This is a genomic window from Pseudomonas sp. PDM15, assembly GCF_014851565.1.
Lineage (GTDB): Bacteria > Pseudomonadota > Gammaproteobacteria > Pseudomonadales > Pseudomonadaceae > Aquipseudomonas.
On record NZ_JACVAA010000001.1, the window covers coordinates 79,471 to 101,960 of the forward strand.

General features: G+C 66.8%; 19 protein-coding genes. 6 read left to right on the forward strand and 13 right to left on the reverse strand.

The window, feature by feature from the left end; translation table 11 throughout:
* Positions 1 to 62: 62 nt before the first annotated feature.
* The 10 genes from fis to IB232_RS00450 form a co-directional block, all read right to left on the reverse strand.
* Positions 63 to 398 (reverse strand): DNA-binding transcriptional regulator Fis, encoded by a 336-nt coding sequence (fis, locus tag IB232_RS00405; RefSeq protein ID WP_043307105.1) that lies wholly within the window; start codon positions 396 to 398, stop codon positions 63 to 65.
* The gene (dusB, locus tag IB232_RS00410; RefSeq protein WP_192396599.1) at positions 395 to 1,393 is read right to left on the reverse strand and encodes a tRNA dihydrouridine synthase DusB; all 999 of its coding nucleotides are present in this window, start codon (positions 1,391 to 1,393) and stop codon (positions 395 to 397) included. The genes fis and dusB overlap by 4 nt, the downstream gene beginning before the upstream one ends.
* A gap of 212 nt (positions 1,394 to 1,605) precedes the next feature.
* Positions 1,606 to 3,054 (reverse strand): DUF3426 domain-containing protein, encoded by a 1,449-nt coding sequence (locus tag IB232_RS00415; protein WP_192396600.1) that lies wholly within the window; start codon positions 3,052 to 3,054, stop codon positions 1,606 to 1,608.
* A 64-nt stretch (positions 3,055 to 3,118) separates the two neighbouring features.
* Positions 3,119 to 3,997 (reverse strand): 50S ribosomal protein L11 methyltransferase, encoded by an 879-nt coding sequence (gene prmA, locus IB232_RS00420; RefSeq protein ID WP_192396601.1) that lies wholly within the window; start codon positions 3,995 to 3,997, stop codon positions 3,119 to 3,121.
* A 131-nt stretch (positions 3,998 to 4,128) separates the two neighbouring features.
* Positions 4,129 to 5,481 (reverse strand): acetyl-CoA carboxylase biotin carboxylase subunit, encoded by a 1,353-nt coding sequence (gene accC / locus IB232_RS00425; RefSeq protein ID WP_192396602.1) that lies wholly within the window; start codon positions 5,479 to 5,481, stop codon positions 4,129 to 4,131.
* A 17-nt stretch (positions 5,482 to 5,498) separates the two neighbouring features.
* The gene (gene accB, locus IB232_RS00430) at positions 5,499 to 5,960 is read right to left on the reverse strand and encodes an acetyl-CoA carboxylase biotin carboxyl carrier protein (RefSeq protein WP_192396603.1); all 462 of its coding nucleotides are present in this window, start codon (positions 5,958 to 5,960) and stop codon (positions 5,499 to 5,501) included.
* 25 nt (positions 5,961 to 5,985) lie between these two features.
* Entirely contained in the window at positions 5,986 to 6,429 is a 444-nt protein-coding gene (gene aroQ, locus IB232_RS00435) for a type II 3-dehydroquinate dehydratase (RefSeq protein ID WP_192396604.1), read from the reverse strand.
* Between the two features lie 122 nt (positions 6,430 to 6,551).
* A complete protein-coding gene (dsbD, locus tag IB232_RS00440; protein WP_192396605.1) occupies positions 6,552 to 8,351 on the reverse strand; it encodes a protein-disulfide reductase DsbD in 1,800 nt (599 codons plus the stop codon).
* 107 nt (positions 8,352 to 8,458) lie between these two features.
* A complete protein-coding gene (locus IB232_RS00445) occupies positions 8,459 to 10,420 on the reverse strand; it encodes a methyl-accepting chemotaxis protein (RefSeq protein WP_192396606.1) in 1,962 nt (653 codons plus the stop codon).
* A gap of 81 nt (positions 10,421 to 10,501) precedes the next feature.
* Positions 10,502 to 12,136, reverse strand: a complete 1,635-nt coding sequence (locus IB232_RS00450; RefSeq protein WP_192396607.1) for a diguanylate cyclase — start codon at positions 12,134 to 12,136, stop codon at positions 10,502 to 10,504.
* A 230-nt stretch (positions 12,137 to 12,366) separates the two neighbouring features.
* On the opposite strand from IB232_RS00450, the gene IB232_RS00455 reads away from it, so the two are divergent.
* The 4 genes from IB232_RS00455 (at position 12,367) to speA (ending at position 16,648) form a co-directional block, all read left to right on the forward strand.
* Positions 12,367 to 13,437 (forward strand): DUF2333 family protein, encoded by a 1,071-nt coding sequence (locus tag IB232_RS00455; protein WP_192396608.1) that lies wholly within the window; start codon positions 12,367 to 12,369, stop codon positions 13,435 to 13,437.
* Complete coding sequence (locus tag IB232_RS00460; protein WP_192396609.1) at positions 13,437 to 13,973, forward strand: NUDIX hydrolase; 537 nt, start codon at positions 13,437 to 13,439, stop codon at positions 13,971 to 13,973. The genes IB232_RS00455 and IB232_RS00460 overlap by 1 nt, the downstream gene beginning before the upstream one ends.
* A 270-nt stretch (positions 13,974 to 14,243) precedes the next feature.
* Positions 14,244 to 14,615, forward strand: a complete 372-nt coding sequence (locus tag IB232_RS00465) for a translation initiation factor Sui1 (protein WP_192396610.1) — start codon at positions 14,244 to 14,246, stop codon at positions 14,613 to 14,615.
* A gap of 119 nt (positions 14,616 to 14,734) precedes the next feature.
* Positions 14,735 to 16,648, forward strand: coding sequence for an arginine decarboxylase (gene speA, locus IB232_RS00470; protein ID WP_192396611.1), 1,914 nt, complete (start codon positions 14,735 to 14,737; stop codon positions 16,646 to 16,648).
* 173 nt (positions 16,649 to 16,821) lie between these two features.
* On the opposite strand, the gene IB232_RS00475 is transcribed toward speA, so the two are convergent.
* The 3 genes from IB232_RS00475 to IB232_RS00485 are packed head-to-tail and all read right to left on the reverse strand — an operon-like array spanning position 16,822 to position 19,686.
* Positions 16,822 to 17,280 carry a DUF2214 family protein gene (locus IB232_RS00475; RefSeq protein WP_192396612.1) on the reverse strand — a complete coding sequence of 153 codons (459 nt, stop codon included), beginning with the start codon at positions 17,278 to 17,280 and terminating at the stop codon, positions 16,822 to 16,824.
* A gap of 9 nt (positions 17,281 to 17,289) precedes the next feature.
* Complete coding sequence (locus IB232_RS00480) at positions 17,290 to 18,327, reverse strand: sensor domain-containing diguanylate cyclase (RefSeq protein WP_192396613.1); 1,038 nt, start codon at positions 18,325 to 18,327, stop codon at positions 17,290 to 17,292.
* 12 nt (positions 18,328 to 18,339) lie between these two features.
* On the reverse strand, positions 18,340 to 19,686 hold the full coding sequence (locus IB232_RS00485; RefSeq protein ID WP_192396614.1) for an MATE family efflux transporter: 1,347 nt from the start codon (positions 19,684 to 19,686) through the stop codon (positions 18,340 to 18,342).
* 160 nt (positions 19,687 to 19,846) lie between these two features.
* On the opposite strand from IB232_RS00485, the gene IB232_RS00490 reads away from it, so the two are divergent.
* Together IB232_RS00490 and IB232_RS00495 are read left to right on the forward strand one after the other, a co-directional pair.
* Complete coding sequence (locus IB232_RS00490; RefSeq protein WP_192396615.1) at positions 19,847 to 20,311, forward strand: aminoacyl-tRNA deacylase; 465 nt, start codon at positions 19,847 to 19,849, stop codon at positions 20,309 to 20,311.
* 232 nt (positions 20,312 to 20,543) lie between these two features.
* Positions 20,544 to 22,472 carry a methyl-accepting chemotaxis protein gene (locus IB232_RS00495; protein ID WP_192396616.1) on the forward strand — a complete coding sequence of 643 codons (1,929 nt, stop codon included), beginning with the start codon at positions 20,544 to 20,546 and terminating at the stop codon, positions 22,470 to 22,472.
* Positions 22,473 to 22,490: the final 18 nt, after the last annotated feature.

Consider the following 22,490-nt stretch of genomic DNA (forward strand, 5'->3'; position numbering starts at 1 on the left):
GATTCAGTAAAAAAGGCGACCCCTTTTTGTATGGGGGCCGCCCTTTTCCATGTATTCGAGGCTTACAGCAGATCGTATTGCTTGAGCTTCTTGCGCAGGGTGCCGCGGTTCAGGCCGAGCAGCTCGGAGGCCTTGGTCTGGTTGCCCTTGACGTAGTTCATCACGGTTTCCAGCAGCGGCGCTTCGACCTCGGTCAGGACCAGATTGTAGACGTCGGTGACGTCGGCCCCCTCGAGATGGGCGAAGTAGTTGTGCAGTGCCTTCTCCACGCTGTCGCGCAGGGTCTGGCCCTGCTCGAACGGAGTGTTCAGGTGCTGCTTCAGGTTGGCGTTGTCGCTCACGGGTACTGCCCCATCAAAAACTGATTGCTCAAAAAAAGGCTCGGTCATCCTCGTCATGCGGCCACCCCTTCTCCTTTATTGTTCTGCTCGGCGAAGAACTGCCGAGCGGCGGTGTACTGCGCGTCCGTACTTTCCAGACGATTGAACTCGGCGCGGAACTCGCGGGCGCCGGGTAGCGTTGCCAGGTACCAGCCAACGTGCTTGCGGGCGATGCGTACGCCCATCAGGTCGCCATAGAAGGCGTGCAGCGCGGCCAGGTGTTCCAGCAGGATTCGTTCTACTTCGTACAGCGTTGGCGCCGGCAGCTCCTTGCCGGTCGCCAGGTAGTGGGCGATCTCGCGGAAGATCCACGGCCGCCCTTGCGCCGCACGACCGATCAGCAGGGCGTCGGCGCCAGTGGCGTCGAGCACTGCCCGGGCCTTGTGCGGCGAATCGATGTCGCCATTGGCGAATACCGGAATCGATACCGCCTGCTTGATCGCGGCGATGGTGTCGTACTCGGCCTCGCCGGTGTACAGGTCGGCGCGGGTGCGGCCATGCACGGCGAGGGCGGCGATGCCGGCCTGCTCGGCGATCTTGGCCACGGTGATGCCGTTCTTGTTGGCGCGATCCCAGCCGGTGCGGATCTTCAGGGTCACCGGCACGTCGACGGCGCTGACCACGGCGTTGAGGATCGCCGTCACCAATTCTTCATCTTTCATCAACGCCGAACCGGCGGCCTTGTTGCAGACCTTCTTGGCCGGGCAGCCCATGTTGATGTCGATGATCTGCGCGCCCATCTCCACATTGCGACGAGCGGCCTCGGCCAGCATCTCGGGATCGCCACCGGCGATCTGCACCGAGCGCGGCTCGGGATCACCGGTATGGATCATGCGCAGGCTGGACTTGCGGCTATTCCACAGGCGCACGTCGCTGGTGACCATTTCCGAGACCACCAGCCCGGCGCCGAGGCGCCGACACAGCTGCCGGAACGGCTGATCGGTGACGCCCGCCATGGGGGCGAGGATCAGCTGATTGGGCAGTGTGTAAGGGCCGATGCGTACCACCGACATGGTCATCCCTGTTGTCTCGAGGGTCGTTTCGGGCAATGGCGTAGCCTGCCAAAGTGCGGAACGGCGATCGGGGGAGTGCGAAAAAGGGAGGGCATGATACCCGCTCTCGATGACCGGATAAAGGCTGTTTTGAACAAATTATGAGCAGCCATCGGGTTATCGCCGTTGGCTAGGTGGAGTGGCGCAAACGCCGGTAATCCGGCGTTTTTGGCCTATTCCGGGGAGTGGAAGCTGAGGCTGTAGTTGACCGCCTTGGCGCCCGGGTCCTTGATCTCCAGGGAGATATGGATCGGCGTCTGCGGTGGCATCTCGTCCTGGCCGGCCAGCTCGCCGCTGAGGTACTCGCTGGGGCGGAAGCGGCTGCTGGCGATCAGCTGGCCGTTGAGGTCGGCAAAGCGCAGTTCTAGCAGCGGGAACGGCTGGGCGAACTGGGCGCGGTTGTAGAGGATGGCGTCGACCATCAGCGCATCCATGTACTGCGGGTGGCTGCGCACCACCAGGTTGGTGCTGCGCACCTGGGCGATATCGACCTTGGACGGCAGGCTGCAGCTGATTTCCGGACAGATGGTCTCGAACCAGGGGCGGTACTGGTCCTGGCGGGCCAGCTCCTCGAAGTGGTAGATCACGTACTGGGTGGCCAGTGCGCCGGCGGCGATCAGGTTCAGTAGACCCCAGCCGATCCAGCGGCCCCAGGGCTTCTTCGGTTGCTGCCAGTCCAGCTGCAGCGGATCGTCGTTCAGGTCCAGCAGTCCGTTGTCGCGAAGCGCCGGTTCGCTGCGCGCGGGCTTGGCGGGCTGCTCCGCGGCGATGCCGTAGTCGCCGTCGCCGATTTCCTCGGCGTCCTCGTCGGCGCTGAGATCGCCCAGGGACGGCTCGTCGCGGTCGCTCTGCGGCTCCTCGATCGGCTTCGTCTTGCGTGGCGCTTCGACCTTGGCGGCTGGTGCCGGTGCTGGCGCGGGGATCTGCTCCGGTCGCGGCTCGGGTCTGGGCTCCGGCTGGTATTGCGGCTCGGCCAGCGGCTCCACGCGTGGGCGCGCCATCTGCATGGCTTCCGGCTTGCGCGGCGGCTCGTCCTTGATCAGCGATTCGGCCCAGCTCTCATCGTGACGGTTGTCTTCTTCCTCGCCATGCAGCAGGTGCTCGTTGTTCGGCGTGGCGTTGCCCATCGCCAGGAACTCGCGGGACAGCTGCATCTCCTGCTCTTCCAGCTTGGCCAGTTCCTCGTCCAGATCGAGGCTGTCCAGGTCCAGGTCGTCGTGGATCCACAGGGTGTCGACGGATTTCTTTTCCGCTGCCGCTGCCGCTGCCGCTGCCGGTGCCGGACTCGGCTTGGCCGGGGCGGGAGCGGGTGCCGGCGGTATGGCGGCAGGCTGGCTGGGCGTGATCGGCGCGGCAACAGGCGCCGGGCGCGGCTGCGCGGCACTGGATTGTTCAACGGGGGCGGCCGGCCTGGCGGGGGCGGGCGGTGGCGTCGTCGCAGCGGACGCCGGCGTAGTCGGCTTGCTGACTCGATTCTGGTCGACCAGCAGTTGCTGGGCGGCATTGAACACGCGCATGCAGGCCCCGCAGCGCACGGCGCCATGGGCTGCGCCCAGCTGCGCACGACTGATGCGGAAGCTGGTACGGCAGTGGGGGCATTGAGTGACGAAACTGTCGGTCATGCGGCGGTCCGTGCGAAACAGGGCGCTAGTTTACCCAAGCAAGGGCCTGGGAATACAAGCGCTGCTAGCGCTTCACCCCGCTGATGCGTACCCAGCCGTCCTTGATCGCGGTCGGGTCGAGCTCGAAGGCGCCTTCGTAGGCGGCGCGTACTTCCTCGGCCTGCTCGGCGAGGATACCGGACAGCGCCAGGCGGCCGCCGGCCTGGACCAGGCTGGTGATCTGCGGCGCCAGCGACACCAGCGGGCCGGCCAGGATGTTGGCCACCACCACTTCGGCTGGCTGTTGCGGCATGTCGGCCGGCAGGTAGACCGGAAAACGCGCCGGGTCGATGCCGTTGCGCCCGGCGTTGTCGCGCGATGCCTCCAGGGCCTGCGGGTCGATATCGGTGCCGATGGCCCGGGGTGCGCCGAGCAGCAGGGCGGCGATGGCCAGGATGCCGGAGCCGCAGCCAAAGTCGATCACTGTGCAGTTCGCCAGGTCCTGGCCGTCCAGCCATTCCAGGCACAGCGCGGTGGTCGGGTGGGTGCCGGTACCGAAGGCCAGGCCCGGGTCGAGCAGCAGGTTGACCGCCTCCGGCTCCGGCGCGGCGTGCCAGCTCGGCACGATCCACAGGCGCTGGCCGAAGCGCATGGGCTGGAAGTTGTCCATCCAGCTGCGCTCCCAGTCCTGGTCGGCGATGTGTTCGATCTCGTGGGCCGGCAACTCGCCGCCAGTGAGCAACTGCAGGTGCGCGACCAGGTTGACCGGGTCGGTGTCGGCCTCGAACAGGGCCAGCAGATGGGTGTTGGACCACAGGGGGGTGGTGCCCAGGTCCGGCTCGAAGATCGGCTGATCCTCGGCGTCCATGAAGGTTACCGACACGGCGCCGACGCCGAGCAGGGCGTCCTCGTAGGTCTCCGCCTGTTCCGGGGTGATGGCGAGACGGACTTGTAACCAGGGCATGGCGAACCTCGTGTGCGGTGTTGCGTGGGCGCGCAGCTTACTTGAGGGGCTCGGCCGCCGCCACCGCGGACGCCGACCGGAAAGCACACGGGCCGCCCGTAGGCAGCCCGTGCGTTGAAGCGAGGAGGGACTCAGTGCTTGTCCATGCCCAGCTTCTTCTCCAGATAGTGGATGTTCACGCCACCCTTGGCGAAACCCTTGTCGCGGGTCAGGTCGCGGTGCAGCGGGATGTTGGTCTTGATGCCGTCCACAACCAGTTCGTCCAGGGCATTGCGCATGCGCGCCATGGCTTCGCTGCGGTCCTTGCCGTAGGTGATCAGCTTGCCGATCAGCGAGTCGTAGTTCGGCGGTACCGAGTAGCCGCTGTACAGGTGCGAGTCGACCCGCACGCCGTTGCCGCCCGGGGCGTGGTAGTGCTTGACCTTGCCGGGGCAGGGCATGAAGTTGTCCGGGTCCTCGGCGTTGATCCGGCACTCCAGGGCGTGACCGCGGATGACCACGTCGCTCTGCTTGATCGACAGCTTGTTGCCGGCGGCGATGCTGAGCATCTCCTTGACGATGTCGATACCGGTGACCATCTCGGTGACCGGGTGCTCGACCTGCACGCGGGTGTTCATCTCGATGAAGTAGAAGCGGCCGTCTTCGTAGAGGAACTCGAAGGTGCCGGCACCGCGGTAGCCGATCTCGACACAGGCGTCGACGCAGCGTTGCAGCACTTCGGCGCGGGCCTTCTCATCGATGCCCGGGGCTGGCGCTTCTTCCAGGACCTTCTGGTGGCGGCGCTGCAGGGAGCAGTCGCGGTCGCCCAGGTGGATGGCGTTGCCCTGGCCGTCGGACAGGACCTGGACTTCCACGTGACGCGGATTGCCGAGGAACTTCTCCAGATAGACCATCGAGTTGCCGAAGGCGGCGCCCGCTTCGGTGCGGGTCAGCTTGGCCGATTTGATCAGGTCTTCTTCCTTGTGCACCACGCGCATGCCGCGACCACCGCCGCCGCCGGCGGCCTTGATGATCACCGGGTAACCGACCTCACGGGCGATCTTCAGTGCGGTTTCTTCGTCTTCCGGCAGCGGGCCTTCGGAGCCCGGTACCACGGGCACGCCGGACTTGATCATGGCGTTCTTGGCCGAGACCTTGTCGCCCATCAGGCGGATCACGTCACCGGTCGGGCCGATGAAGGCGAAGCCGGATTTTTCCACCTGCTCGGCGAAGTCGGCGTTTTCCGCGAGGAAGCCGTAGCCGGGGTGGATCGCGGTGGCGCCGGTGACTTCGGCGGCGGCGATGATCGCCGGGATGTTCAGGTAGGACTTGGCGCCGGGCGCCGGGCCGATGCACACGGTCTCGTCGGCCAGGCCCAGGTGCATCAGCTCACGGTCGGCGGTGGAGTAGACGGCCACCGTCTTGATGCCCAGCTCCTTGCAGGCGCGCAGGATGCGCAGGGCGATTTCGCCACGGTTGGCGATCAGGACTTTTTCCAGCTGCATCGCAGGCTCCCCGCGCATCAAACGATGGTGAACAGGGGCTGGTCGTATTCCACCGGCTGGCCGTTATCCACCAGGATGGACTCGATCACGCCGCTGGCTTCGGCCTCGATGTGGTTCATCATCTTCATCGCTTCGACGATGCACAGGATGTCGCCCTTCTTCACGCTCTGGCCCACTTCGGCGAAGTTGGCCGAGGTCGGCGAGGCGGCGCGGTAGAAGGTGCCGACCATCGGCGAACGCACCACGTGGCCGTTCAGCTTGGCGGCGGCCGGAGCGGCGTCAGCGGCGGCCGGAGCAGCAGCGGCGACCGGAGCGGCGACCGGGGCCGGGGCGGCCGCGTATACCGGCTGCGGGGCGTAGGCCGGCTGCTTGCTGTGACGGCTGATGCGCACGGACTCTTCGCCCTCGCGGATCTCCAGCTCGTCGATACCGGACTCTTCCAGCAGCTCGATCAGTTTTTTGACTTTACGGATATCCATAGTTTTGCAACTCCCAAGGGTGAGGTCAGGGGCGTTCTAATTGTTCCAGGGCAGCCTCCAGGGCCAGGCGATAGCCGCTGGCGCCGAGGCCGCAGATCACTCCCACCGCTACGTCGGAAAAGTAGGAGTGATGGCGGAAGGGTTCGCGCTTGTGCACGTTGGACAGGTGCACTTCGATGAATGGGATGCTCACCGCCAGCAGCGCGTCACGTAATGCGACGCTGGTATGCGTGAAAGCCGCCGGATTGATGAGGATAAAGTCGACTCCTTCACCTTTCGCCGCATGTACGCGGTCGATCAGTTCGTACTCGGCGTTGCTCTGCAGGTACATCAGGTGGTGGCCGGCGGCGCGGGCGCGCTGCTCCAGATCCTGGTTGATCTGCGCCAGGGTGGTGGCGCCGTAGACGCCGGGCTCGCGGGTGCCCAGCAGATTGAGATTGGGGCCGTGCAGCACCAGGAGAGTGGCCATGGGCGCTTCCTTGTTGTTCTGACCGTGGATTGGCCGGGACTATGCCGAAAGCGCTGCGGGCTGTCCAGTTGCCGGGAGTAGTCGGCAAGATGGACGAAATTTACGGCAGAAATATGACGTCGTCAGTTCTGGCGGGAGGCGGCGCGGGTCAGGCGGTCGGCGAAGTCGGCGGCGCTGATTTCACCTACGACACGCAGATCCGCCCATTCGTCACCGTTTTCACCGAAGAACAGGATCGCGGGCGGGCCGAACAGCTGGTAACGGTCGAGCAGGGCGCGCTGGTCCTCGCGGCTCTCGGTGATGTCGAAGCGAATCAACCGGTAGCTGCCCAGCTGCGCGGTCACCGCCGGCGCCGTCAGCACCTCGCGCTCGATCACCTTGCAGCTGATGCACCAGTCGGCGTACCAGTCCAGCAGCAACGGCTGGCCGGCGCTCTTTGCAGCGGCCAGGGCGGCGTCCAGCTCGGCCGGGGTGGTAACGGTCTGCCATTCGCTCTGTGGTGCGGTCGGTGCAGTGAGCGCCGGGCTGGCTTCGGCGCGGCCTAGCGGGCGCAGCGGATCGCTCTCGCCCTGCAGGGCGCCGACCCAGGCGACCAGGGCATAGACTAGCAGGGGCAGGCCGAGCAACTGGGCGAGTTTCTGGTGGTGAGTCTTGGGCGTCAGCTCCAGCACGCCCAGCCACAGGGCGATGCCGGCAGCCAGCAGGCCCCACAGCGCCAGGGCGATCGGGCCAGGCACCACGCGCTCCAGCAGCCATACGGCGACCGCCATCAGCAGGGCGCCGAAGGCATTGCGCACGCTGACCATCCACGGGCCGGACTTCGGCAGCAGGGCGCCGCCGCCAACGGCGAACAGAACCAGTGGCGCGCCCATGCCCAGGCCCAGGGCGAGCAGCTTGAGGCCGCCGCCGAGGGCGTCGCCACTGGCGCTGATATACAGCAGGGCGCCGGCCAGCGGTGCCGATACGCAGGGTGAGACCAGCAGGCTGGAGAGCACGCCGAGGGCGGCGGCGCTGAGCACGGTGCCGCCGTTCAGACGCTGGCTCAGCCGTTGCAGCGGGCCGTCGATGGCGGCGGGCAGGCGCAGTTCGAGGAAGCCCAGGCTGGCGGCGCCGAACAGGGCGAAGAAGATGGCGAAGGGCACCAGTACCCAGGGCGACTGCAGGCGCGCCTGCAGGTTGAGTTCGGCGCCGAACAGGCCCATCAGCGCGCCGAGAATGGCGAAGCTGATCGCCATCGGCAGCACGTAGGCCAGCGACAGCACCAGGCTGCGCGCACCGCCGGGCTGACCGCGCAGGACCACGCCGGTGAGGATCGGCAGCATCGGCAGCACGCAGGGGGTGAAGGTCAGGGCCAGGCCGCCGAGGAAGAACAGCGCCAGCTCCTTCCAGGTCCAGCCGCTTTGCGTCGGCGCAACGCTCGGTGCATCGGTGGGCTTGGCGGTCGGCGCGGCGCCCATGCCGTCGACCTCGATGCGCTCGTTCTCCGGCGGGTAGCACAGGCCCTTGTCGGCGCAGCCCTGGTAGCTGACGTGCACGGTGAAAGGCAGGTCGATGGGGTTGTCGATCGGCAGCGTGACGTCGGTGATGCCGTAGTACACCTCGACATCGCCGAAGTATTCGTCGTGCTTGGGCTCGCCGGCCGGCAGCACGGCCTCGCCCTTGGCCAGGTCCCTGGGCTCGATGCGGAACTGGAAACGGTGGCGGTAGAGGTAGTAGCCCTCGGCGTTGACGAAGCGCAGCTTCACCGATTTGGCGTCGCTGCTCACCAGGCTCAGGCGGAAGGCCTCGCGCACCGGCAGGAAGTCGCCGCTGTTGTTCAGTGGCGCGTCGTCGATCACGCCGCGCGGGGCGGGATCGTCGAACAGGCCGGCCAGGGCGGGCAGGGTGAACAGCAGCAGGAACAGGGGCAGCAGACGGCGCATGGCGGGCTCGCACGAGAGACGTGGCGGCATCATACCCAAGTCGGCCGAGCGACCCTAGGCGACGCAACGGCGCAGTGCGTGAGCGGATATTGCTGGTGGATGGTCGGCTACACGCGGAAGGCCTGGACTGCGGTATGCAGGCGCCCACCCAGCTGCAGCAGCTGTTCGCCCTGGGCACGGCCCTCGTCGATGCGGGTGAGGTTGTCGCCTCCCAGGTGGTGAATACGTTCGCTGCGGTCGCGGATCTCGCTGGCCGCGCCACCCTGCTGGGCGGTGGCCTCGGCGATGCGTTCGGCCATGCTGGCGATGGTGCGGATGGCCACCACCACTTCGTCCAGCGCGCCGTCGGCCTGCTCGGCCTGGCCGGCGGTGGCTTCGGCATGTTCGACCTGGGCGCGCATCGCGCTGACCGACTGCTGTGCGGCCTGCTGCAGGCGCGCGATCAACTGCTGAATCTCCTCGGTGGCGCCGCCGGTGCGCTGGGCCAGCGAGCGCACTTCCTCGGCCACCACGGCGAAGCCGCGGCCCATCTCGCCGGCGCGAGCCGCCTCGATGGCGGCATTCAGCGCGAGCAGGTTGGTCTGTTCGGCCACGCCGCGGATCACCGTGAGCACCGAGCCGATGGTGGCCGTCTCGGCCGCCAGCTGTTCGATGGACTGGGCATTGCCCTGCACCTCGCCGACCAGCCCGTGCAGGCCGTTGAGGCTCTGTTCGATCACCCGCTGGCCCTGCTCCACGGCGCGGCTGGCGGAGCGGCTGGCTTCGGCGGCCTGGCTGGCGTCGTCGGCGACGCGGGCGATGGTGCCCTCCAGTTCGCCAAGAGCATCGCGGATCTGCGCGGTGTCGGCCAGCTGGCGCTCGGCGCCGCCATGCAGGCCCTGGCTCAGCTCGGCCAGGGTGCGGCTGCTGCCGGCCACTTCGCCAGCGTGCTGGTGGATGGTGCCGACCAACTCCACCAGATAACGGCGCAGGTGATTCAGCGAGTCCTCGATATCGCGCATCTCGCGGGTACGTGCCTGCAGCTGGATGTCCGCGGCGAAATCGCCGGCGGCCCAGGTCGACAGGGCCGGTGCCAGGCGGCTGAGCACGTTGCCCAGGCGTCGCTGGATCTGGTCCAGGCCGAGGGCGATCAGCAGGATCAGGCCGATCACCAGGCCCTGGATCAGCCTCGCCTCGCCCTGGATGCGGCTGTGTTCGGCGCGTACCAGCGGTTCGAGGCCGGCCAGGGCCTGCTGCAGTTGCTCGATTCGGGTGGCGCTGGCGCTGGCCAGTTCGCTGCGCTGCTGAATCAGTGCGCGGGTGCGCGCCAGTTCGGCCGGGTAGCGTTTGACCAGGCTGGCGAAATCGCGCTTGAGGGCGATGCCCTGATCTTCCGCCTGTTGCTGGTCGGCGTCGCCGGCCAGGCCGAGCAGGTCGGCGAAGCTGTTGCCGGTATCTGCGCTGGCAGCCACGCCGAGCAGCGGCAGGGCGTCCAGCGCACTGGCCTGCTGCGTGAGGGCGCCCAGTTCGCGCTCCACGTCGCCGGCCAGTTCGCTGCGGCTGCTGCTCACCAGCTTGCCGCGGGCATGGCCCAGACGTGTCAGGTGTTGCGCCGCCGCGAACAGCGGCTGGGCATAGCTGGCAGCCTGCGGATTGCCGCTGTCGGCGGCGTAGCGGGCCAACTGGTCGAGGGCGCCGCCCATCTCCCGCTCGGCCTGCAGCAGCAGGCCCTGCGGATCACCCGCCAGCTTGCCGGCGGCGAGCAGGTCGCTGGAGGCGAAACGGTTAAGCTCTTCCAGGCTGGGGCGCAGGGTGTCGGCCAGTTCGCTCGGCAGCTCGCTCAGCTGCGCTTCCAGCTCGGCGATGGCCTGGATCGCCTGGCTGTGGCGTACGGCGTCGCCGCTGGCCAGGTAGGCCTGCACGTTGGCGGCGATCTGCTGCTGGAACTGCTGGGACAGGTTGAGGTAGCGCTGCATCAGCAGGTAGGGCTGCTCCAGCGCCCGTTCCGACCACCAGAGCGTGCCGCCCAGGGCCAGGCAGGCGGTGATCAGGAGGGTGGTGGAGAGGTTGGTGAGCTGCTTGAGGCGCATGTTCGGACACCGGAAAACTACTGAGGCGGTGTCCGCAGGTTATTGCGGTTTGGTTACGGCTTTATGACGCTGTGACGTGGTTCACGTCGGCTCGCCCAGGTAGATCTCGACCCGGTTACGGCCGCCGCGCTTGGCCACGTAGAGCGCCTCGTCGGCCTGCTTGGACAGGCTGTTGCTGTCCATGCCCTCGGTCAGTTCGGCGATGCCGCAGCTGAAGGTGCAGCTCAGGTCGTGGGGCTGGGCCGGGTAGTGGATCTCGGCGAAGCGCCTGCGGATTTCGTCCAGCACCTTGGCCGCGGTGGCCGCATCGGTATCCGTCAGGACCACGGCGAATTCCTCGCCGCCGTAACGGCCGATATGGTCGGTCTTGCGCAGGCGCTGCTTGAGGAACAGCGCCAGGCTCTTGATCACCCGGTCGCCCATGGGGTGGCCGAAGGTGTCGTTGACCTTCTTGAAGTGGTCGATGTCGAGCATGGCGAAGGTCAGCGGCTGGCCGTCGCGACGGGCGCGGAATCGTGCGTCTTCCAGCAGCTGCAGGGTATGGGTGTGGTTGTACAGCCCGGTGAGGCTGTCGCGCACCATGCGCGCCTTGAGGTTGCGCGCCCGCGCTGCACGGTTGCGCACTGTGGCGATCAGGTGGCGCGGTTTGATCGGCTTGGTCAGGAAGTCGTCGCCGCCCTCGCTCATGGCGTCGAGCTGCTTGTCCAGGTCGTCCTCGGCGGACAGGTAGATGATCGGCACGCTGACGTAGCGGTCGTTGTGGCGAATCACCTTGGCCAACTCGGTGCCGCTGCAGTCGGGCATGTACATGTCGAGGATGATCAGGTCCGGCTGGAACTCGGCCAGCTCGGCCATGGCCTGGATCGGCTCGGTCAGGGTGCGGGTGACGATGCCGGCGCTGTTCAGCACGCGCTCGGTATGGGTGGCCTGGGCACGCGAGTCGTCGACGATCAACACCTTGTACGGGTCGTAGTGGACCACGTTGGTGAGGATCTCGATGCGCTCGATCAGGCCGGAGGCATCCAGGCTGCCGGTGAAGAACTCCTGGCCGCCGGCGCGTACCGCGGCCAAACGGGTCGGGGTGTCGACGTCATCGTGACTGAAGAACAGCAGCGGCAGCTTGTGCTCCAGGCCTTCCTGCGCCTCGCCGGCCAGGACCATGCCCTGGCCGGGGCCGGCGAAGTCCACTTCCATCAGGATGGCGGCCGGATGGCGCTCGGCCATGGCCGCGCGGAAGGCTTCCGCGCTGGCCAGTGGCTGGGCGTACAGACCGAAGAATTCCAGTTGCTGGGCCAGGCGCTCGGCGCGGTCCTGGTCCTGCAGGGCCAGGTAGACCGGCTTGCGCAGCGGCGGCAGGAAGGTCTGCTCGTACTGGTCGCCATGGCGCAGGCCGGTGCGCGACAGGCGCTGCATCAGTTGGTTGAGTTCGGTGATCAGTTGGCTGGTCAGGCGACCACGGTTGGCCTCGACCGCTTCCAGGCATTGGACGATAGAGCGGGCCAGCTGCACGTGCACGTCCTGCTCGAAACGCTCGGCATAGCGCAGCAGGCCAAGATTGGTCTCGGCCAGTTCGGACATCACGGCGGCGCCCCATTCTTCCTGCTGCAAGCGCTGCCACACTTCGAGTACCTGACGCGCCTGGTGGATCACGCGTTTGGCGAAGTGCAGCTTGAGCCGATCGCGGCTGGGGTCTTCTTGCTCGTTCATGACTCGCATCTGATCGTTATTCAGCCTTGTGGGCTGGATGATGGCGTGATGCTACCACTGGTGATATCCCTGGGAACAACCATCGGTCATTTGGCGTCAATTTTCCAACATTTGGCCGAATCAGCGGCAACAAGTCCATTCTGTCACTGCTCCGACCCTGAGCTTCACTTATAGTGCAGAACAACGATCGGCCGCGGATAAGGTCGGATCAAGCGAAGACGCAATCAAGGATCAAGATCATGCTGGACTGGAAGAATCGCGCAGGCGAGCTGCGTGGCAACGTCGATGACAAGGCCGATGGCGTGCGCAGCTATGCGGCGGGTGGTTGGCTGGGCAAGACCGTTGGCACCCTGCTGGGCCTATACCTGCTGGGCGCCATGCTGGTGGGCTGGTACTGGAGCCAGGAGCCGGAGCTGTTCCCCGTGCAGCAGCATGCCCAGGCGGCGGCCGAGCAGGCCCAGCGCAAGCTGGTCAGCGGTTACACCACGGTGGAGACCCTCAAGCAGGTGTCCGAGACTCTGCTGAGCAAGCCCGGCGGCTACCTGTCCAACGATATCGCCCCGCCCGGTCTGTGGCTGGACAACATGCCGGCCTGGGAATACGGCGTACTGGTGCAGGTGCGCGACCTGTCGCGGGCCATGCGCAAGGACTTCGCCCGCTCCCAGTCGCAGTCCACCGAGGACCCGAACCTGGCCAAGGCCGAGCCGCGCTTCAACTTCGATAACAAGAGCTGGGCGCTGCCGGCCTCCGAGGCCGAGTACACCGAGGGCATCAAGTCGCTGGACCGTTACCTGGCGGCCCTGGCCGACCCGGGTCAACCCAAGGCGCAGTTCTATGCCCGTGCCGACAACCTCAACAACTGGCTGGGCGATGTGGCCACCCGCCTGGGTTCGCTGTCCCAGCGCCTGTCGGCCAGTGTCGGCCGGGTGCGCCTGAATACCGATGTGGAGCCGAACCAGCCGATTCCAGAGGGGCAGATCGTGCCGGTGCGCGAGGAAGAGGTGAAGACGCCCTGGCTGCAGATCGACAACGTGTTCTACGAGGCCCGTGGTCAGGCCTGGGCACTGTCGCACATGCTGCGCGCCATCGAGGTGGACTTCGCCGACGTGCTGGCGAAGAAGAACGCCACCGTCAGCGTGCGCCAGATCATCCGCGAGCTGGAGGCCGCCCAGGAGCCGCTGTGGAGCCCGATGATCCTCAACGGCAGCGGCTACGGCGTGCTGGCCAACCACTCGCTGGTGATGGCCAACTACATCTCCCGCGCCAACGCCGCGATCATCGACCTGCGGACCCTGCTGAGCCAGGGCTGATGGCCAGTGCCGAACGCGAGGCGGCCCATCGTGCCGCCTCCGATGCCGAGCAGGTTGTCTGGGTCGACGAGCAGGATCAGCTGCTCGGCGGCCTGCCCCGTGCCGAGCTGCGTGAGCGTGGCCTGATCGGCCGCGGCACCTTCATCCTGCTGTTCAATTCCCGCGGCGAGCTGTGCGTGCACCGGCGCACCCTGAGCAAGGCCATCTACCCGGGCTACTGGGACGTGGCGGCCGGCGGCATGGTGGGCGAGGGCGAGAGTTACGCCGAGTCCGCCGCCCGCGAGCTGGCCGAGGAACTGGGCATAGTTGGCGTGGCGCTGCGTGAACACGGGCGTTTCTACTTCGCCGAGCCGGGCAATCGCCTGTGGGGCGCGGTGTTCTCGGCTGTGTCCGATGCGCCGCTGGTGCTGCAGCCAGAGGAGGTGTTGGAGGCTCACTTCATCGCGCCGAGCCAGGCCCTGAGCGATGCGCTGGAAAAGCCCTACTGTCCGGATTCGCTGCAGGCGCTGCGGCTCTACTTGGCGATGCAGGGATGACTCCCTCTCCTGGGGAGAGCGGAGGGTGAAACCCGCGCAGGGCGCGGATTTGTGCAGTATTTCCGTGCGTGGCGTGCGCAATGCCGCACGAGGTCGCCAATCCGTCGATCAATGGCGCAATTTCGCACTTAGCACGCACGGCTTTTGCCCTTACACTGCGCCACCTTCAAAGCCAGGCGCCATGCCTGGTTGCGCTGCCCCTGCCTGAGTGGGGCCCCGCGGCTGACCCGTTCAGCCAGTCGCTATCCTGACCCCTACGAGGAAAAGCCGGTGGTCAAGAAAGCTTCGTCGTTCTCCGCCCTGAGCGGTCTCGTCTATTCCACTGATGGCGGTCGGCATTGCCCCGATTGCGGCCAGCCGGTGGATGCCTGCATTTGCAAGAAGAGCGTCATCCCCGAAGGTGATGGCATCGCCCGCGTGCGTCGCGAGACCAAGGGCCGCGGCGGCAAGACCGTGACTACCATTACCGGCGTGCCGCTGGCCGAGGCCGAGCTGAAGGAGCTGGCCAGTGCGCTGAAGAAGCGCTGTGGCTGCGGCGGCGGGCTGAAGGACGGCGTCATCGAAATCCAGGGCGACATGGTCGAGCTGCTGCTCGAAGAACTGGTCAAGCGCGGTTTCAAGGCCAAGAAGTCCGGCGGCTGACGCGCCACTTCCTAAACTTCCAGGCAGGAGGGGCAGTCCACTCTCCTGCAATCGTCATATCCATACCCTTATATCTGCTGCCGGGCGGCAGCTCTTTATCTGCCTCACAGGAGACCTCGATGGCCGCAAGACGCACACGCAAAGACGACGGTAGCCAATGGACAGTTGCGGACAGCCGCAGCGTCTACGGTATTCGCCATTGGGGCGCCGGCTTCTTCTCGATCAACGATGCCGGTCGCGTCGAAGTGCGTCCCAACGGCCCGCAAAGCGCGCCGATCGACCTCTACGCCCAGCTCGACGGCCTGCGTGAGAGCGGCCTGTCGCTGCCGCTGCTGGTGCGTTTCCCGGACATCCTGCAGTCACGCGTGCGCCAGCTGACCAGCGCCTTCGACGCGGCCATCGAGCGCCTCGAATACGGCAGCCGCTACACCGCCCTGTACCCGATCAAGGTCAACCAGCAGGAAGCGGTGGTGGAGAACATCATCGCCACCCAGGACGTCTCCATCGGCCTGGAGGCCGGCTCCAAGCCCGAGCTGATGGCCGTGCTGGCGCTGGCACCGAAGGGCGGCACCATCGTCTGCAACGGCTACAAGGACCGCGAGTTCATTCGCCTGGCGCTGATGGGGCAAAAGCTCGGTCACAACGTGTTCATCGTGATCGAGAAGGAATCCGAGGTGCAGTTCGTCATCGAGGAGGCGGCCAAGATCAAGGTCACTCCACAGGTCGGCCTGCGCGTGCGCCTGTCCTCGCTGGCGTCCTCCAAGTGGGCCGATACCGGCGGCGAGAAGTCCAAGTTCGGCCTGTCCGCCGCGCAGATACTCTCGGTGGTCGAGCGCCTCAAGGAGGCCAAGCTGGACCAGGGCATTCGCCTGCTGCACTTCCACATGGGGTCGCAGATCGCCAACCTGGCCGACTACCGCAAGGGCTTCCGCGAGGCCATCCGCTACTACGGCGAATTGCGTGCCCTCGGCCTGCCGGTGGATCACATCGACGTCGGCGGTGGCCTGGGCGTGGACTACGACGGTACCCACTCGCGCAATGCCAGCTCGATCAACTACGACATGGAGGACTACGCCGCCACCGTGGTCGACATGCTCAAGGAGTTCTGCGACCGCCAGGACATCCCCCATCCGCACATCTTCTCCGAGAGCGGCCGCGCCATGACCGCCCACCACGCCGTGCTGGTGGTGCAGGTGACCGACGTGGAGCGCCACAACGACGACGTACCGCAGATCGATGCGTCCGTCGAGCAGCCCGAAGTGCTGCAGGTGCTGATCGAACTGCTCGAGGACAGCGATCCGGAGATGGTCGCCGAGACATACTGGCGCGCTACCCACTACATCGAGGAAGTGGCCGCGCAGTACTCTGCCGGCAAGCTGAGCCTGTCGCAGAAGGCCCTGGCCGAGCAGTGCTACTTCGCCATCTGCCGCCGCCTGCACAACCAGCTCAAGGCGCGCCAGCGCTCGCACCGCGCGGTGCTCGACGAGCTCAACGACAAGCTGGCCGACAAGTACATCTGCAATTTCTCGGTGTTCCAGAGCCTGCCGGACACCTGGGCCATCGGCCAGATCCTGCCGATCCTGCCGCTAACCCGCCTGGATGAGGAGCCGCTGCGCCGCGCCGTGCTGCAGGACCTGACCTGCGACTCGGACGGCAAGATCAAGCAGTACGTCGACGAACAGTCGATCGAGACCAGCCTGCCGGTGCATGAAGTGCGCGAGGGTGAGGACTACGTGCTCGGCGTGTTCCTGGTCGGTGCGTACCAGGAGATCCTCGGCGATATGCACAACCTGTTCGGTGACACCGACTCGGTGAACATCTACCAGCACCCGGACGGCAGCGTGTACCACACCGGTATCGAGACCCACGACACCATCGAGGACATGCTGCGCTACGTGCACCTGTCGCCCGAGGAGCTGATGACCTACTACCGCGACAAGGTGGCCAGCGCCAAGCTCACCGCCAATGAGCGTTCGCAGTACCTGGATGCGTTGCGCCTGGGTCTGACGCGCTCGTCCTACCTGGCCACCTGAGAAGGCTGCTGCGCGTCGGCCAGGCTGTGTTGAAATCGGGTTCGGGCTGCTCATTTACAGCTCGTAAACTCCGCGCCCTCACCCGATTTCGCCTTGCCTGGCTCTAGCTCGCGAGCCTTCTTCACCCATGAAAAAGCCCGGCAATCGCAGGGCTTTTTTTCTGCGCGTGCGTTTTAGCTGACGAAGAAACCCACTCCGCGTGCCATCAGACTGGCCAGGAAGGGCAGGCAGACCAGGAGCAGCAGCTCCAGGCGGATCACCATGATGGTGCGCTTGGCCTGGGCCGGGGTGATGGTCGGCGCCTTGCCGGCCAGCAGGTCGTTGCGCCAGTTGAAGAAGGTCAGAGTCGGCAGGATCGACAGCAGGCCGACCAGGATGAACAGGCTGACCTTGGCGTGGAACACCCAGTTGTGCAGGTAGTAGTCCAGGCCCTTGCCGAACCAGATCATCCGCGCCAGCCCGGTGAGCAGGACCACGCCGGCGGTGGCGCCGTAGATCATGTCGATGCGCAGCAGCCTGCGCGCCGTGGCCACGTCCAGATCGGGTTTAAACAGGACGTGCTCGCAGGTGAGCAGGGAGAACAGCACGAAGATCGACAGGTAGTGCAGGCTGGCGGCGATGGCGTCGGCCATGGGAACTCCTCAGAAGGTTGGTTCGGCGTGGACCGTTCTGTTGCGGCCCTGTTTCTTGGCAAGGTACAGGGCCTGATCGGCGCGCTCCAGCAGGTCGCCCTGGTTTTCCCCGGATTGCAGCAGCGCGGTGCCCAGGCTGATGGTGACCGGCAGCGGCTTGGCGGCTACCGTCATCGGCGTGTCGCCGACCGCCTTGCGCATGCGCTCGGCGATATGGCCCAGCTCCCCGGCGTCGTGCACCGAGACCAGGGCGATGAACTCCTCGCCGCCCAGGCGCACCAGCAGGTCATCCGGGCGCAGCGCCGCGCCCATGCGCCGCGAGCTTTCCCACAGCACCTGGTCGCCGCCGGCGTGGCCGAACTGGTCGTTGACCTGCTTGAAGTGGTCGAGGTCGCCGTAGATCACGCCCAGGCGCAGGCCCGCGCTGGTGGCGCCGGCCAGTTCGCGGGAGAAGAACTGGTTGAGCGCGGCGCGGTTCCACAGCTGGGTCAGCGGGTCGATCAGCGCCTTGCGCTGCTCGCGGTCCACCGCCTCGCGCAGCTTGTGCGCCTGCTGGCTGACGCTGCGTAGCTGCAGGTAGCCTTCCACCAGGGTGGCCAGGTCGCGCAGGCGCAAGCGTTCCTGTTGGTTCAGGCTGCGCGGCTGCGGGTGCAGCATGCACAGGGTGCCGATCGGCTGGTTGTCGCTGCTGTACAGCGGCTGGCCGGCATAGAAGCGGATGAAGGGCGGCCCGATGACCACCGGGTTGTCGGCGAAGCGCGGGTCGAGGTGCGCGTCTTCCACCACCAGCGGGCTGCGCGCCGCCACGGCGTGGCCGCAGAAGGAGATGTCGCGCGGGGTCTCCGCCACGTCCAGGCCGATGCGCGCCTTGAACCACTGGCGGTCGCGGTCGATCAGGCTGATCAGCACCGTCTCCACCTCGAACAGCTCGCGGGTCAGGCGCACCAAAGTGTCCAGGTACAGCTCGGCCGGCGTATCGACCACATTCAGATTGTCCAGCGCGCGCTGGCGCAGGTCTTCGTCGGCAGGGCAGGGGGCAGGCAACATATCCGTCTCCGCTCAGTAATTCGCGCCGAACCAGGCGTCTTGTCGGCGCAGCTGCCAGGCCTGGATGGCCAGGGTCAGACCGCGCATCAGCATGAAGCATAGAAAAGCCAGCCACAGTCCGTGGTTGCCTAGGCCCTGCAACAGCCAGCCGAGCAGCAGACCCAGGGCCACGCTGACCAGCATCGCATTGCGCATCTCGCGGGCTCGTGTCGCGCCGATGAACAAGCCGTCGAGCAGATAGCTCCACACCGCGATCAACGGCAGCAGCGCCAGGTACGGCAGGTAAGGGTAGGCGGCGCTGCGCACTTCGGCGATGTCGCTCTGCAGGTCGATGAACAGCCGCCCGCCGAGCAGGAACAGCACGGCGAACAGCAGGCTGCCGAGCAGCGACCAGCCGCCGGCCACCACCAGCGAGCGGCGTAGGGTGAGGCGATCATTGGCGCCGATGGCATGCCCGCAGAGGGCTTCCACCGCGTGGGCCAAACCGTCCAGGGCGAAGGCGGCGACCAGCAGGCCGTTGAGCAGCAGGGCATTGGCCGCCACCGTTGCATCGCCCAGGCGGGCGCCCTGCACGGTGATGAGGAAGAACACCAGGTGCAGGGCTAGAGTGCGGATCAGGATGTCGCGGTTCACCGCCAGCAGCGCCTGCCAGCCATGCCACTGGCGCAGGGCATCGAGCGACATCTGCCCCGGATGGCGACCGAGGGTGCGCCAGGCCAATGCCAGGCCGAGCAGGGCACCGCACCACTCGGCGACCACCGAGGCTCGCGCCGAGCCGAGCACGCCCCAGTCCAGGCCGAGGACGAACCACAGGTTGAGCGCGACGTTGAGCAGGTTGGTGGTCAGCATCACCGCCAGCGCGCCGCGGGCGTTCTGTGTACCGAGCAGCCAGCCGACCAGTGCGGAGCAGGCCAGGGTCGCCGGCAGGCCGAACAGACGGGCGTGGAAGAAGTCGCGGGTCAGCGCATCCAGCTCGGCCGAGGGGCGCATCAGCTGCAGCGCCAGGTCGCTCAGCGGAATCGCCAGTACGCCGATCAGCACGGCTATGGCCGCTGCCAGGGCCAGGCTCTGCAGCAGCACCAGGCGCAGCGCGCCGCCATCGCCACGGCCGACCGCCTGGGCGGCGAAGCCGGTAGCGCTCATGCGCAGGATGCCGAACACGCCGACCAGCATGGCGTACAGGCTGCCACCCACCACCACTGCGCCGAGCTGCTGGGTATGCGGCAGATGGCCGATCACCGCCGCATCCACCAGCGCCACCAGCGGCACCGAGAGATTGGACAGGATCATCGGCGCGGCCAGCGCCCAGACCCGGCGATGGGTTGGTGCGTGACGCCAGGCGTCGAGCAGTGCGGACATGGATCTCCCCGGCAAAGGCCGAAATCTAGAGTGGGCAGCCATAGCGCCAGCGAGACTATGCAGCGGCCTGGATAGCAGCAAGCGTTGCATGCGTCGGCGCTGCGCCGATAGCGGCGCGGCTAGACTGATGTTACCGGTGCCACAGTAGTCGAGGTGGATCATGCACATGGCCGCAACCCTGGCCCGCAGCCTGAAGCGGGCCGACTGTCATTTCGATCTGGTCGAGCACGAGCATTCCGCGACCAGCCTGGAGTCGGCGCGCAAGGCCGGCATTCCCGCCACGCGCATGGCCAAGCCGGTGATCCTCGACGACCGTCGCGGCCATTACCTGATGGCCGTGTTGCCGGCCAACCGCCAGCTCGACCTGGGCAAGGTGCGCAGCGGTCCCTGGCGCTGGCAACTGACCAGCGAGCAGAGCCTCGGCAGCCTGTTCAAGGATTGCGAACGCGGTGCCATTCCGGCCCTGGGCGAGGCCTACGGCATGGGCATGCTGATCGACCCGCTGCTGGCGCGGCAGGCCGATATCTACCTGGAAGCCGGCGATCACCAGAACCTGGTGCGCCTGCCGATCGAGGAGTTCTTCCGCCTGGCACCCAATGCCCGGCTATGTGAACTGAGCGCCTGAGCCGGCACGCCCGCTCTGTCTGCCTGCGCCGGGCCGGCGCGACTCCGTGCTGCGCTGCAGGCGGCGCCGTTCCTGCGCTGCGGCACTTTCTCCAGGTCCTGCCGTTTGGTCTATCGTGCAAATTGCGACCATCCCCCGGTGCCATTCAAGGGCAGCCGTAAATCGGTCGATATAGCCAGCTACACGGGCTGCGGTCGGGCCTCAGGCACTGTTCGAAGTCGAGGAGCGGAAAATGGGGTTCTGGCGCAGCAGCATCCAGTGGCAGTTAATCCTCAGCATGGGCGCGGCGCTGATGATCAGCGTGCTGATCGTTATCGTCATCTACTCCGGGGTGGCCAACCGACAGATTGAACGCTACCTGGTCAACGGTGAGCTGCCGGCGCGGGTCGAGGCGGTGCGCAACGACCTGGAGCGGGTGCTGGGCGAGCCTCTCACCGCCGCCCGCGGCATTGCCGGCAACAGCCTGGTCAGCGATTGGCTCGCCGCCGGCGAAGACCCTGCGCAGCTGGACGCCATGGTGCGCTACCTGAAGCAGGAGCAGGGCGCCAACAAGGCCCTCACCACCTTCCTGGTGGCCGTGGAATCCGGTCACTACTACACCGGCGACGGCCTGGATCGCACTCTCGCCCGGGCGCCGGAGAACGCCTGGTTCTATGACTTCGTCGACAGCGGCAAGCCGCGCTCACTGGACGTCGATATCGACAAGACCACGGCGGTGCCGACCCTGTTCATCAACCAGCGCATCGAGGTCGGCGGCCGTACCCTCGGCGTGGGTGGCTTGGGCCTGAGCCTCAGTGCGATGTCCGACCTGGTCCGTGGCTTCCACCAGGGCGAGGCGGGCCGCGTCTATCTGGTGGACGCCGGCGGCCGGGTCAAGGTGCACCCGGATGCGCAGGTCAGCGACCAGCGCAGCCTCAGCGAGCTGGTCGGCACCGAGGCGGCCCAGACCCTGGTCGGCAAGGCCGGTCAGGTCCAGCGTTTCGAGCGTGATGGCGAAGCCTTCCTGGCCATGGCGATGCCGCTGCAGTCGCTGGACTGGCAGCTGGTGGCAGAGCTGCCGGAGCAGCAGGTGTACGGCGAGGCGCGCCAGGCGTTGCTGGTAACCGCGCTGATCGGCGCCGGCGTGGCGCTGCTCTGTTTGGGCCTGGTGGTATTGCTGGCCCGCGGTCTGGTGCGACCGATCCGCCGGGTGACCCAGGCGCTGGTGGAAATCGGTGGTGGCGGTGGCGACCTGACCCGTCGCCTGGATGAGTCGCGGGCCGACGAGCTGGGTGACCTGGCCCGCGGCTTCAACCGCTTCCTCGAAGGTCAGCGCCTGCTGATCGGCGAGGTGTTGGCCACCAGCGACAAGCTGCGCGAATCGGTCTCCCAGGTGGCACGGGTGGTGGAGAACACCGCCCTGCGTTCCGGCCAGCAGCAGGACATGACCGACCTGGTGGCCACCGCGGTGCACGAGATGGGCCTGACCGTGCAGGAGATCGCCCGTAACGCCGGCTCGGCCGCGGAGGTCTCGCAGAAGGCGCGCGACGAGGCCGCCAGCGCCCGCAGCGAGGTGAGCGGCTCGATCGCACATATCCAGAGGATGTCCGGGGAGATCGGCACGGCGGCCGGGGCGGTCGGCGAGCTGGCCACCCAGGTGGCGTCCATCGACCAGGTGCTGGCGGTGATTCGTGGCATCGCCGAGCAGACCAACCTGCTGGCGCTCAACGCTGCCATCGAGGCCGCCCGTGCCGGCGAGCAGGGCCGTGGCTTTGCCGTGGTGGCCGACGAGGTGCGCACCCTGGCCAGCCGCACGCAGAACTCCACCGACGAAATCCAGCAGATGATCTTGCGCCTCAAGCAGGGCGCCGAGGCAGCGGTCAGTTCCATGCAGGCCGGCCAGCAGGCCACCGGCACCGGCGTCGAGGCCAGCCAGAGCACCGGCCGCGCGCTGGAGTCGATTGCCGGCCAGGTCGAGCGCCTCAGCGACATGAACCACCAGGTGGCGACGGCGACCGAGGAACAGAGCTCGGTCACCGAGGAAATCAACCGCAACGTGCAGGGCATCGCCGACCTGGCCCACTCCACCGCCAGCGAGGTCGCCTCCTGCCGAGACAACTGTCAGGCGCTACAGAATCTGGCCCAGGCCCTCAGCGCACAAGTGGGACGCTTTCGCCTGTAAGAGCGCCGGCGCTCGGCT

Excerpts from the sequence above, each read along its gene's own strand:
- fis (WP_043307105.1), bottom strand. The coding sequence starts at position 398 with ATGACGAGGATGACCGAGCCTTTTTTTGAGCAATCAGTTTTTGATGGG.
- dusB (WP_192396599.1), bottom strand. The coding sequence starts at position 1,393 with ATGTCGGTGGTACGCATCGGCCCTTACACACTGCCCAATCAGCTGATC.
- IB232_RS00415 (WP_192396600.1), bottom strand. The coding sequence starts at position 3,054 with ATGACCGACAGTTTCGTCACTCAATGCCCCCACTGCCGTACCAGCTTC.
- prmA (WP_192396601.1), bottom strand. The coding sequence starts at position 3,997 with ATGCCCTGGTTACAAGTCCGTCTCGCCATCACCCCGGAACAGGCGGAG.
- accC (WP_192396602.1), bottom strand. The coding sequence starts at position 5,481 with ATGCAGCTGGAAAAAGTCCTGATCGCCAACCGTGGCGAAATCGCCCTG.
- accB (WP_192396603.1), bottom strand. The coding sequence starts at position 5,960 with ATGGATATCCGTAAAGTCAAAAAACTGATCGAGCTGCTGGAAGAGTCC.
- aroQ (WP_192396604.1), bottom strand. The coding sequence starts at position 6,429 with ATGGCCACTCTCCTGGTGCTGCACGGCCCCAATCTCAATCTGCTGGGC.
- dsbD (WP_192396605.1), bottom strand. The coding sequence starts at position 8,351 with ATGCGCCGTCTGCTGCCCCTGTTCCTGCTGCTGTTCACCCTGCCCGCC.
- IB232_RS00445 (WP_192396606.1), bottom strand. The coding sequence starts at position 10,420 with ATGCGCCTCAAGCAGCTCACCAACCTCTCCACCACCCTCCTGATCACC.
- IB232_RS00450 (WP_192396607.1), bottom strand. The coding sequence starts at position 12,136 with ATGCGAGTCATGAACGAGCAAGAAGACCCCAGCCGCGATCGGCTCAAG.
- IB232_RS00455 (WP_192396608.1), top strand. The coding sequence starts at position 12,367 with ATGCTGGACTGGAAGAATCGCGCAGGCGAGCTGCGTGGCAACGTCGAT.
- IB232_RS00460 (WP_192396609.1), top strand. The coding sequence starts at position 13,437 with ATGGCCAGTGCCGAACGCGAGGCGGCCCATCGTGCCGCCTCCGATGCC.
- speA (WP_192396611.1), top strand. The coding sequence starts at position 14,735 with ATGGCCGCAAGACGCACACGCAAAGACGACGGTAGCCAATGGACAGTT.
- IB232_RS00475 (WP_192396612.1), bottom strand. The coding sequence starts at position 17,280 with ATGGCCGACGCCATCGCCGCCAGCCTGCACTACCTGTCGATCTTCGTG.
- IB232_RS00480 (WP_192396613.1), bottom strand. The coding sequence starts at position 18,327 with ATGTTGCCTGCCCCCTGCCCTGCCGACGAAGACCTGCGCCAGCGCGCG.
- IB232_RS00485 (WP_192396614.1), bottom strand. The coding sequence starts at position 19,686 with ATGTCCGCACTGCTCGACGCCTGGCGTCACGCACCAACCCATCGCCGG.
- IB232_RS00490 (WP_192396615.1), top strand. The coding sequence starts at position 19,847 with ATGCACATGGCCGCAACCCTGGCCCGCAGCCTGAAGCGGGCCGACTGT.
- IB232_RS00495 (WP_192396616.1), top strand. The coding sequence starts at position 20,544 with ATGGGGTTCTGGCGCAGCAGCATCCAGTGGCAGTTAATCCTCAGCATG.